The sequence below is a fragment of the Kitasatospora sp. NPDC004240 genome, from assembly GCF_053603215.1.
Genome location: NZ_JBSGFD010000009.1, coordinates 79,997 through 88,550 on the forward strand (window position 1 = coordinate 79,997; position 8,554 = coordinate 88,550).

The 8,554-nt window shown below is 69.9% G+C and carries 7 protein-coding genes and 3 pseudogenes; 6 read left to right on the plus strand and 4 right to left on the minus strand.

Going from position 1 to position 8,554, the window contains the following annotated elements; genetic code table 11:
• The first annotated feature begins 45 nt into the window (after window positions 1–45).
• From ACWEQL_RS04625 to ACWEQL_RS04640, 4 genes and pseudogenes are all read left to right on the plus strand, one after another.
• Window positions 46–369 carry a hypothetical protein gene (locus ACWEQL_RS04625; RefSeq protein WP_452148686.1) on the plus strand — a complete coding sequence of 108 codons (324 nt, stop codon included), beginning with the start codon at window positions 46–48 and terminating at the stop codon, window positions 367–369.
• A gap of 192 nt (window positions 370–561) precedes the next feature.
• Window positions 562–1,409, plus strand: a pseudogene (locus ACWEQL_RS04630) (IS5 family transposase).
• Window positions 1,410–1,490: 81 nt separating this feature from the next.
• Window positions 1,491–1,829 carry a hypothetical protein gene (locus ACWEQL_RS04635; RefSeq protein WP_452148687.1) on the plus strand — a complete coding sequence of 113 codons (339 nt, stop codon included), beginning with the start codon at window positions 1,491–1,493 and terminating at the stop codon, window positions 1,827–1,829.
• 313 nt (window positions 1,830–2,142) lie between these two features.
• The gene (locus tag ACWEQL_RS04640; RefSeq protein ID WP_452148688.1) at window positions 2,143–3,270 is read left to right on the plus strand and encodes a hypothetical protein; all 1,128 of its coding nucleotides are present in this window, start codon (window positions 2,143–2,145) and stop codon (window positions 3,268–3,270) included.
• A 387-nt stretch (window positions 3,271–3,657) separates the two neighbouring features.
• Here ACWEQL_RS04640 and ACWEQL_RS04645 read toward each other — a convergent pair.
• Window positions 3,658–4,218 (minus strand): annotated as a pseudogene (locus tag ACWEQL_RS04645) (transposase); the annotation flags it as partial.
• Between the two features lie 45 nt (window positions 4,219–4,263).
• Here ACWEQL_RS04645 and ACWEQL_RS04650 point away from each other — a divergent pair.
• Entirely contained in the window at window positions 4,264–4,413 is a 150-nt protein-coding gene (locus ACWEQL_RS04650) for a hypothetical protein (protein ID WP_452148689.1), read from the plus strand.
• Window positions 4,414–4,840: 427 nt separating this feature from the next.
• Here the strand turns inward: ACWEQL_RS04650 and ACWEQL_RS04655 are convergent, their stop codons facing one another.
• Window positions 4,841–6,145 (minus strand): phage tail sheath family protein, encoded by a 1,305-nt coding sequence (locus ACWEQL_RS04655; RefSeq protein WP_452148690.1) that lies wholly within the window; start codon window positions 6,143–6,145, stop codon window positions 4,841–4,843.
• A gap of 847 nt (window positions 6,146–6,992) precedes the next feature.
• Here ACWEQL_RS04655 and ACWEQL_RS04660 point away from each other — a divergent pair.
• A complete protein-coding gene (locus tag ACWEQL_RS04660) occupies window positions 6,993–7,532 on the plus strand; it encodes a glycoside hydrolase family 108 protein (protein ID WP_452148691.1) in 540 nt (179 codons plus the stop codon).
• 432 nt (window positions 7,533–7,964) lie between these two features.
• On the opposite strand, the gene ACWEQL_RS04665 is transcribed toward ACWEQL_RS04660, so the two are convergent.
• Both ACWEQL_RS04665 and ACWEQL_RS04670 read right to left on the minus strand, forming a co-directional pair.
• Entirely contained in the window at window positions 7,965–8,345 is a 381-nt protein-coding gene (locus ACWEQL_RS04665) for a transposase (protein ID WP_452148692.1), read from the minus strand.
• A 115-nt stretch (window positions 8,346–8,460) separates the two neighbouring features.
• Window positions 8,461–8,554, minus strand: a pseudogene (locus ACWEQL_RS04670) (DUF4232 domain-containing protein); the annotation flags it as partial.

Here is an 8,554-nt window from a genome sequence, read left to right on the forward strand (position 1 = left end):
TACACATCCCCGCAGACAACCCCGGTGCCGCAGCCTGCGCGTGGGGTGTCCGGGGCTGGCCGCAAGGCGTCCTTTCCAGCACGGGCCCTGGCAGCGAACGTCGCGTTGCGCCCGTGCTGGACGTGCCGGGGCTCGATCGGGGGGAAGGAGGACTCGAAGCTGGAGCTGCGGGAGAAGGCCCGGCCGGACCGGCTGGAGTGCCCCGAGTGCGTACAGGCCCGCGCCGCAAAGGACTTGGGCCCGCTGATGCTGCCGGTCCCGACCAGGCGCGAGCTGGTGGCCGCGCTGGTCCCTGCCCCGGACGATCCGTGGTGGGAGGACCGGGTATTGCACGCGAAGCTCTACCCGGGGAGGGGCCGCCGGGTGTGACCTGTTGGTGTTGTGGGGCGCCAAATTGTGGCGGGTCGGTGATCAGCTGAGCAGCCTTGTTTTCGGGCTGGGGGTTGATGGGTTGGTTGAGAGGGCGGTTCGTGAGTATTTGACCGGTTCTGCTGTCACCTGATGGTGTGGGCGCGGGCGGAGTCCGCTCGTCCGGGGCGGGTGGTCTGCTGGGGTGGCGGGGTGAGAGAACGCAAGCCGTACCCGAGCGACTTGTCCGACGAGCAGTGGTCGTTGATCGAGCCGGTGCTCACGGCGTGGAAGGGCCGGCACCGCTCGGTGAGCGGCCATCAGGGCGCCTACGCGATGCGAGAGATCGTGAACTCGATCCTCTACCAGGGCAGGACCGGCTGCCAGTGGGCCTACCTCCCGCACGATCTGCCGCCGAAGAGCGCGACGTACTACTACTTCGCCGCGTGGCGGGACGACGGAACCGACCAGGTCATCCATGAACTCCTGCGCTGCCAGGTCCGGGAGCGGGCCCGCCGATCAGAGGACCCGACCCTGGTGGTGCTGGACACGCAGAGTGTCCACGCGGCTGCCGGGGTGCCCGCCTCGACGACCGGCCGGGACCCGGCGAGCGGGTGCCGGGCCGTAAGCGGGGCCTGGCCGTGGACGTGCTGGGCCTGGTCATCGCCGTCATCGTCCTGGCCGTGGACACGCACGACAACGCCGCGGGCATCGCCCTGCTGGACCAGGTGGCAGTGCACGCCGGCGGCACCGTCCGCAAGGCCCTGGTCGACCAGGGCTTCAAGAAGCAGGTCGCCGCGCACGGCGCCCTCCTGGGCATCGACGTCGAGACCGTCGTACGTAACCCGCAGGACGGAGGGTTCGTCCCGCAGCCGAAACGGTGGAGGGTCGAGCAGACCTACGGGATCCTGATACCGCACCGGCGCCTGGTCCGCGACTACGAGCACCGCCCCACCTCCTCCGCCTCCCGCGTCCACTGGGCGATGACCCAGGTGATGGCCCGGCGCCTCACCGGCGCGAGCGCGCCCACCTGGCGCGACCCACAGGCGGTGAGCACGTGAACATCCGGCCCCGGCTCGACGCGCTCGACGTCCAAGAACACGCCGCACAGACTCTGGCCGACGACCTCCGCACGCAGATCGATGAAACTGCAGGGCCGGCTGCTGGAAGCGGAGACCCATCTCGCACACCTCGCGATCACCAGGAAGACCGTCACTGCTCTCGCCGACCGCATTCCGGCCCAGAGTTCCTCGTCCGACCTGCCGGAGCACCCGGACCACCCCCGCATCCTCGCCGTCCTCAACGAGGCCATCCACCCCCTGCGGGCCCGTGACGTCTGCGAAGCCCTCGACCACGAACTCCTGCCGAAGAACATCGAAGGCACCCGCGCCAAGCCGAAACGCCTCGTCAAGCTCGACGTCCTCACCGAAGTCGGTGCCGGCAGCTTCATCAGGAAGCAGCAGCCGACCGAAGTCGCGTGACCAGCAGCCCTGCCCCGACGCCACCTCGAAACGGACATAAGCTAACGAACCGCCCTCTTCAGGCCCTCGCCTCATCCTCGGCCCGGGGCGGGTCTGCTCCCGCCGCCACGGTGGCCGACCGCAGAGCACCCGCGCCGCGGCTCTCGTACTGCGCGGCGAAGGTCGCGTTCGTCCGGCGTGCCGGAGGCCGTGGCGGGTCCGGCTGGTCGGTTGCGGCGGGGCACCCCGAAGGAGACCGTTCGTGTAGCTACATTCGCGTCATGCGCGTTCCCGCCACCGGGAGCGCTTCTTCCCGGGAAGGATGTGGTCTTTCATGTCGGAGTTGCCCGCCACTGCCGAGGAGCGCTCGGGGCGCCTGAGCGCGATGCTGTCCGGGACCCGGGCGCAGACCCGCGCGGGCCGTCGGATGCAGATGAACCGCCCCGGGAACCTGCTGTTCGGGGTGCTGCTGCACGCAGCGGCCCGCCTGGACCGGGGCCTGCCTCTGACCGACCTGGAGCAGCGTCTGGTCGACACCGCGGGCAAGTACCTGCCCGCGGGGGAGCTGCCAGCCCTGGGCCGGGTGTACGGCGAGGCGTGTGCTCGCGGGCCCATCGCCGTGCTTCCCCGGGTGATCACGGACCTGCCGCTGGAGAAGGGCTTCGGCAGTGCCGACCTCGCCGCCGCTCTGCCCGCGCTGGCGCAGGAGATCACCGCCCAGCCCAACGTCCGCATCGTCGACGTCAGCCGGCTCGCCGAGGGCGAGTCGATCGACACCGATGAGGACATCGCGGCCATGGCCGACTACGGGCGCGCCATCACCATCCTCACCGCCCCGCCGCAGGACGCGAACCTCACGGGTCCGATCACCGTACGGGTGCGCATGCACAAGTTCCACGTGGTGGAGGAGTCCGCGGGGGAGGTGGGCGCCGACGAGATCTACTGGGGGCTGGGCGCGGGCAGCGACACCACGGCCAGGAAGTCGTTCGACACCAGGGAGTACGGATCCGTCCACACGGGCGAGGTGCACCACTTCGACTACGTCTACGGCAAGGAGACGTACCTGTTCAACGGCACGGTCGACAAGCACATGTCGGCCGAGATCCAGTGCTGGGAGGCCGACAACAGCCCTGACAGCTTCTACAACAAGCTGCGTGAGGCTCTGGCCGACTTCGCCGATCACGCCGCGGACACGTCCTCCGAGATCTCCCGGTTCTACGACAACGAGACGAGGAAGGCCGCCAGCTGGGCCGCCTTGCTCTCCCTCGGCGCCGGCCTGCTCAACGCGCTCCTGGGGCTGTTCGTCAACGACGACGACCTGGTGCACGAGCGTTCCTTCGGCTGGACCCGCGACTACCTGATCTTCATGAGCCGCCTGCCCAACGGGGAGAACTACTTCCACTTCAACGGCGGCGACGGCGGCTACCACAAGCTCTACCTGCGGCTCAACGACCTCGGCTGAACCACCCACGTCTACGATCGCTCGCCACCGGCGCGGGCGGCCTGGCGGGCCGCTGACCTGCGGTGGGGGATTCGCTCCGGGGCCGGTGAGCTTGCCTGCCCCGGGGCGGCCGCCGGGGTTCGGGTGCCGGCACAGGTCAGCGGTCGGTGAAACAGCGCCGAACGGTTCGGCCGGTGGCCGGGGTCCGGCGCAACGGCGGGGCGGGCAGCGCTTCCGGCATGACGGTGGTCGGCGCCTTCGGCGTCTCACGTGGTGGTCCCGCCGTCGGGGGCCGCCTGGGGTGTTGCTACGCCGTCGCTGCGGTCGTGTCCCTTGTTGTGGTGTAGCCGATCAACCAGGCGTCGTGTTGGTGGTGTTGGGTAGCACGGGGGCGCTTTCGGGGAGCTCGGTGGCGATCACAACGGCCCGGGACACGATCTGGTGGTTCACCCTCGCCTTGCAGTAGGTCGCATCGAGGTAGACGTAGGGGAACCGAGTGTGGTCCAGTGACCTGGTCCGGAACGCGACGAGCTGGCCGTCCAGGTCTTCGCAGATCCGTGAGACCTCGCTCTTGGAGATCCCGGTGTCCGCGCCGAGCGCCTTGACCAGGTCGTCGACCGAGCGCGTCGACACGCCGTGGACGTACGCCTCCATGATGACCGCGTACAGGGCTTGGTCGATCCGGCGCCGCCGTTCCAGCAACGCGGGGAAGAAGCTGCCCGACCGCAGCTTGGGGATCGCCAGGTCCAGGTCGCCGGCCTGGGTGGTCAGCGTCTTGTCCCGGTGTCCGTTGCGAAACGCGGTGCGGCTGTCGGTGTGCTCGTTCCACTCCGCGCCGATCCTGGCGGTGGCCTCGGCCTCGATCAGTTCCTGGAGCATTCGCTCGGCCACACCGCGGACGAGTTCGAGCCCGTCTGCCGAACGTAGTGACTCCAGCAGCCGGAGTAGGTCATGCTGAGACAGGGCCACCCTGCACCTCCCGCGTTGAACTGGCCGTTCACTTGGGAGAGTTGCATGGTGGCCCGCTCTACGGGCAGGGAGCAGAACCGAACTGGGCACACGCCCCAGGCGTACGCCCCAGCCGCGATCGCCTACACCACACCAAGGGACGTCATCCAGGAGGCCGCCCGCACCGTCCACCAGGCCTACCTGGAAGACCTCTGACGGCTGCGGCGGGCGTGATGTGGTTGCGGATGAGGCGGGCGGGCAGGCCGAGGCAGTTTCCTGACCTTCAGCCGGGGCGGTTGATGGTGATGCAGGGCAGCGCCGTTGCTATCCGGGGTCCTCGGGAGCCGTAAGGCAAAAGGGAAGTGGCCCTGGATCGGACGTGCCTTTGCTCGGCGCGGGCCAAGACGTTCCACTGGTTTCGTCGCGCACCTGGTGCTCGATCGCGGCGTCCAGGCGGTTCCGCAGCGGGCGAGGGCGCGCTGAGCGGCGTCCAACGGGCGCTCATCGTGAGCGTGCGACCGGGGTGTCGTGGCGAGGAACGTTGGCGCTCTGGGTAGCGGAGGCCGGCTATGCGACAGCAGACGGCCGGCTCTTGTATCGGGCTGCTGTCTGCCCCGCCGGGGCGGGGCAGACAGGCGGGCTGTCAGGCGGTTGTGCCGCTTTGCCCGGCGTCCTGGGTGATGGTGAAGTGGACGAACTCGGCGGCGCGCACGGGTGCGATGCCGATGTCGCAGATGACCTTGCCGTTGTTGATGGTCTCGGGCTTGTTGTTGGTGTCGTCGCAGATCACGTAGAACGCCGCGTCGGTTGTGTGTCCCGTGAGGGCGCCCTGGCGCCACTGGTCGGTGAGGAACGAGGTGACGGCGTGCCGCAACGTCGCCCGCAGCCGCTCGTCGTTGGGCTCGAACACCGCCCACGTCGTCGACTGGTGGATGGAGTCGGAGAGGTAGGAGACCAGGCGGCGGACGTTGAGGTAGCGCCAGTCGCGGGTGGCCGACCTGGTGCGGGCGCCCCACACGAGCAGGCCCCTGTCCGGGAAGACGCGCAGGCAGTTGACGCCCTTCGCGTTCAGCTCACCGTTCTCGTCATTCGTGAGGACGTTCTGGAGCCTGAGGGCGCCGCGGAGGTTCTGGTTGGCAGGGGCCTTGAAGACGCCGCGTTCGGCGTCGGTGCGGGCCCAGACGCCGGCCACGTGGCCGCAGGGCGGCACGGTGCGCTCGACGGTGTCGACACCGGGCACCGTGATCCACGGGTAGTACAGGGTGGTGAAGGCGGCGGCGTCGGAGTCGGTCGAGTCGAGTGTGTCGGCGAAGGCACCGACCTGGGCCGGGGTCTGGCCGGGCGGCGGGTCGAGGATTGCCAGCCGGTTGCGCTGCTCGGTGCAGTGCTTCACGACCTCGGCCATCCTGCTGATGCCCGCGGCGTGGTCGGGCGCGGGTGCCTCCTTCTCGGAGGAGACGTCCGCGGTCATGTCCCAGAGGCTGGGCACGGCGACCATGGTGACCTCGGGAACGCTCCCCAGGCCGGCGAGGCCGGTGCGGGCCTCGGTGTCTCCCATGAGGTCCTTGGGCGAGACGGCGTTCTGCGGGCCGGTGAAACCCACCACGTAGCAGGTGCCCCCACCGTTGGCGAAGAACCCGTAGACCGCCTCGGCCAGGGGCAGGCACCGTTGCAGCGTGTGAATGGCGGCCGGGTCGGTCGCGTCCGCGAGGTCCTTGGCGATCCCCTCGATGCTGTAGCGGGCGGCGAACTCCCGCCAGCTGTGGATCTTCTGCGGGATGGCGCGCTCGGCGTCGGTGAACGGCTTGGGGGTCGCGTCCGGGGCGTCGTGGGCGGAGGCCTTCGTGTAGCCGAGGAACGCCGGGACCGACATGCTCGCCCCGGTGATCACGCGTACTCCGCTGGGGAGCTCCTCCACGAAGACCCCGGGCGGGTTCTGGCTGGACATCCACACTCCTGGAGGTGAGAGGGCCGCTGCTTGTACGAACGGCGAATACGAACGGCGAAGCCGTACCCACCCCAGCGCAGTGCGTCGCCCGACCACCCGTCTGAGAGGACAAACCACCCCTTCGGGGGAAACTTCCGTCTCTGTGGCCGCCGCCGACCTTGCGGGCCGGCTCGCCGCCTACTGGCCGACGGCCTGACGGGCCTGTACGGCGGCCCGACCGGGGTGATCCCGGTCACGGACAAACCGGGAGGACAAGGCCCAGGACCGGGGCATTCCGGGCGGGACAACGTGCTGGTCAAGGGGTCGGACAACGTGCTGGTCAAGGGGTCGGACAAGGGGTGGGGTCAGGCCGCGGACAAGGGGTGGGTGTGCAGTGTCGGCGGCATCCGGGCGAGCGCCTGGACGCCGGGGCCGGCCACCGTGCCGCTCCCGGCCTCCCGCTGACGGAAGGCCACCCGATGACCGCCACCGCGCTTGCCGCACCCGACCCCGACGACGACCGGGCCGCCGGCCACCACCGGCCGGAGCTCCCGGGCGAGGCCTCGAGGCGTTCTCCACCGAGGTCGAGCACGCGCTGCCCGGTCGCCGCAGCCTCTTCGCCTGGTGCTCCGCGACCCGGGCACCGACCTGCCACTACTGCTGTGCCCCGGACTGGGGCTGTGTCCGCCGCTGCTCGGACGCCTGCCGCTGCGCCCTGATGACGCCGACAGTCACCGGAGGGTGGTCGGATCGTTGATCGGGGTGAGGCGCCGGGCAAGGAAGGGCTTGCCCATGGGCTACGTAGCGGTGGCAGCGCCCGGTCGTCTGAGGTGACAAGTTCTCCGACTCCATCGAGAAGGGCAGAGACATGACGGCGTTTGACAAGGCATTCGAGGTGACGGTGGCGCGGGAGGGTGGCTACTCGAACCATGCCGCGGATCAAGGCGGCGCAACCAACTACGGCATCACCGAGGCCGTGGCCCGGGAGAACGGGTACATGGGGCCGATGGAGGATCTGCCCCTGGAGAAGGCCAAGGAGATCTACCAGCGCCGCTACTGGAAGGTGCTTCGCCTGGACAGCATCGCCGAGGTCTCGGAGCCGGTCGCCCAGAAGCTGTTCGACGTGGCCGTCAACATGGGCACTGGGACGGCGGGGAAGTTCCTGCAGCGTGTTCTCAACGTTCTGAACCGGCAGCAGGCCGACTATCCCGACATGACCGTGGACGGTGCGATCGGACCGAAGACGGTCGCGGCATTCACGGTCTTCGTGGACAAGCGGAAGGCGTCGGGCGAGATGGCCCTGCTCAAGGCACTCACCAGCTTGCAGGGCGCGCGATACATCGAGTTGGCCGAGAACCGGGAGCAGAACGAGGCGTTCGTCTTCGGCTGGCTCGTGAACCGAGTGTGACGGAAGTGCCGGACTGACGCCTCCGTGAGCGGATCCGGCCCGTGCGGAGGCGGGGCCGCGTGAAGACCCGGGGCGATCCCTCACCGGTGGAGCCGTCGTGGCGGCCTTCGCCTGCGGGCCGCACGTCGGGTAGCTGTCGGACACGGTACGGGCAAGCGCGGTGGCCGGCCGCCGGTCATCGCCGCCGGGACGCTCCATGCCGTCGTGCGGCGCCGCCCGCGCGGCGAGGTCGTCGAGCAGATCCATACGGGTGGGTCCCGTTCGGCAGTAGCCGGGCGGGCCGTGTGGGAGCAGGCGGACACCGTGGTCCGCCGGGTCGCGCCGCTGCAGATGCTGGTCGTGGTGTGTGTGTCGGCCGGCTCCGACCGGCGCCGCTTGACGGCCGCAGGGCAGGGCCGTTGCAAAGTCCGGTGATCTTGTGAGCGTGCCTGGTCAGGCGATGCCGAGGAGGTCGAGCGGGCGGGTGAAGGGCTCGTAGGAGGCGTGCCGGAGGCCGGCGGCGATGTTGCGGTGCCCGGCAGTGCGGAGGGCGTTGATCGCCAGGTTGCGTAGGGACGCCATGTTCTCGGGGCCATGGCCGGTGCGGATCTTCGAGGCGTCTTCGGCGAAGGTGGTGTCGCGGACGAAGTGGAGCCGGTTCTCGATGGTCCACTGCGACCTGGCAAGTTGGCCGAGGCGCTGGGGCGAGGCCTGTTGCGAGCTCAGGTCGGTGATCGCGTAGACGGTCTGGCGGCTGACGGTGCCGGTCTTGAGGTGGGTGCGATGGCGCAGGATGCGGGCGGCCGGCCGCTGCCGGGTCAGGACGGCCGGCACGCCCTGCTCCTGACCCGGGCTCTACCCTACGGCTTCGCCGCTTCAGGCAGGTTGGAGGTTCGCGGCTGCGTCGTGCCCGGCCCGTGCTCCGGCGGCCGTCCCGGGGCCGCTCGCGTCACTGGCCGCCCTGGCCGGCGCTTCCCATCGGGCCGATCTTCACCGGGGTGCCGCTGCCGTCGGTGACGGGCAGCGAGCCGGTGCCGGGCCAG